The following is a 2276-nucleotide window of genomic DNA, read 5'->3' on the forward strand; positions in this document are numbered from 1 at the left end:
GGCTTTGGCGCTTTGCCACAGGGGGTGGCTCCCGCCCGCGCGGGATGCAGGCAAGCTGCACCGCCTTGCGGTTGGGCTTGGCGCCGCGCGGCGGCGCGGGAGGCTTGCGCCGATCCTGATCCGCGGGCAGGGTGGCTGCTGGAACAGGGAGACAGCGATGCTGGAACTGCGCCCCAATTGCGAGCTGTGCGATAAAGATCTGCCGCCGGATGCAGCGGATGCGCGGATCTGCAGCTATGAGTGCACCTATTGCGCGGAGTGCGTGGAGCAGGTGTTGCATGATGTCTGCCCCACCTGCGGCGGCGCCTTTGCGCCGCGGCCCATCCGGCCGAAGACGGCCTGGCGGGCAGAACTGATGCTGGGGCTGGGGAACCATCCGGCCTCGACGGAACGGGTGCATTCGACGTTCACCCGCGCGGATATCGAAGCGCATGTGGTGCGGATCCGGCATCTGAAGCCGGAAGAGCGGTGATCGGAACCGCCCAGCAGGCGGCTCCGGTTGTTTCCGGGATCAGTCCCGCTGTTTCGGCAGGATCAGGTTCAGCACCAAGCCCGCAACGCCGGAGAGGCCAATGCCCGCGAGGGTGAAGCCTTCGCCGAATTGAAGCGTCAGCCCGCCCAGGCCGATGATCAGTACGGTGGAGATGATCACCATGTTGCGCGCCTCGGACAGCGCCTCGCCCAGTTTTGCCAGAACCGACAGACCGACCACGGTGACCATGCCGAAGAGCAGGATCATGATGCCGCCCATCACCGGCATCGGGATGGTGGCAAGCGCACCCGACAGCTTGCCCGCGAAGGATAGCGCGATGGCGAAGAGCGCCGCCCAGGTCATGATCGCCGGGTTGAAGGCGCGGGTGAGCGTTACGGCGCCGGTGACCTCGGAATAGGTGGTGTTGGGCGGGCCGCCTAAGATGCCCGCGGCGGCGGTGGCCAGGCCGTCGCCCAGCATGGTGTTCTGGATGCCGGGCTTGTCCATGTAGTCACGCTTGGTCACGCTAGAGATCGCCATGATGTCGCCGAAGTGTTCGATCGCAGGCGCAATGGCGACCGGCAGGATGAACAGGATTGCGGCCAGGTTGAACTCAGGCGTGACGAACTCCGGGACCGCGAACCAGGGGGCGCTGGCCAGCGGAGCGGTATCCACCAGGTTTTGCCCGGTGACTGCGCCGAGGATCAGCGCGGCGGCATAGCCTGCGGCGACGCCGGCCAGAATCGGCACCACGCGCATGATGCCGCGGCCGAGAATGGCTGTGAGCATGGTGGCGCCAAGGGCTGCGGCGGCCAGCAGCAGGGCGGTGTCTTTCGGCATCACCTGAGTGTCGCCGGCCAGGCCGGTTGCCATGTTGACGGCGACGGGGGCAAGCGACAGGCCGATCACCATAATCACCGGGCCGACCACCACGGGCGGCAGCAGCCGGTGCATGAAGCCCGCGCCAAAGGTGCGGATGGCAAAGCTGAGGGCGACATAGAGAAGGCCCGCCGCGGCGAGCCCACCGGTGGTGGCGGCCATGCCCCATGTCTGCACGCCGTAGATGATCGGTGCGATGAAGGCGAAAGAGGACGCCAGGAACACGGGCACCTGGCCGCGGGTCACGATCTGGAAGATCAAAGTTCCAAGCCCTGCGGTGAACAGGGCGACACTGGGGTCCAGCCCGGTCAGTAGCGGCACCAGCACCAGCGCGCCGAAGGCGACGAACAGCATCTGGGCGCCGATCAGCGCCTGTTTCGGGGAGAATTTATAGTCGGCGTCCTGGGCTTCAGGCACAGGAGTGCGGTCGCTGGTGGCGGTCATTGTCATGCTCGTTCTTTGGTTCAGCCGCTTGTGCGGGAGGCTCCTGAATGGAGGCCGGGCACAAAATCCGGCTGCTGGTAAACGGAAAATCCGGCTTTGACCATCCGGTCAGAAGGAGATTCCGCCAGCCGCGGGCAAGGTGTCGCAACAGGGCCGGGAAATTGCCGGTTTTCTGCAAGCCGGATGGTGGTCGGACTGGGCCTGCTGCAGGTGGCAGCATTTAACGGACCGCGAAGCATGACCTTGGACAATGACCCTCTCCTCCAACCCCTGCAGATCCGGCATCTGAGCTTGCGAAACCGGATCATGAGCACAGCCCATGCGCCCTCGTTCCAGGAGGGCGGGCATCCGCGGGACCGTTACCGGCTGTATCACGAGGAGAAGGCGCGCGGCGGTATTGCGCTGACGATGATTGGCGGCTCGACCAATATCGCGCCGGACAGCCCGTCGGTCTTCGGGCAGCTCTATGCAGGCGATGATA

At 65.5% G+C, this 2276-nt stretch carries 2 protein-coding genes; one reads left to right on the top strand and one right to left on the bottom strand.

Annotated features, from left to right (window positions below; translation table 11 throughout):
- The coding region (locus A2I95_RS32320) for a DUF1272 domain-containing protein (RefSeq protein WP_291736420.1) at positions 1–472 on the top strand (472 nt) is incomplete at its 5' end.
- A 39-nt stretch (positions 473–511) separates the two neighbouring features.
- Here the strand turns inward: A2I95_RS32320 and A2I95_RS32325 are convergent.
- Positions 512–1801 carry a solute carrier family 23 protein gene (locus tag A2I95_RS32325; protein WP_291736422.1) on the bottom strand — a complete coding sequence of 430 codons (1290 nt, stop codon included), beginning with the start codon at positions 1799–1801 and terminating at the stop codon, positions 512–514.
- Positions 1802–2276: the final 475 nt, after the last annotated feature.

Source organism: Leisingera sp. F5 (assembly GCF_001593695.1).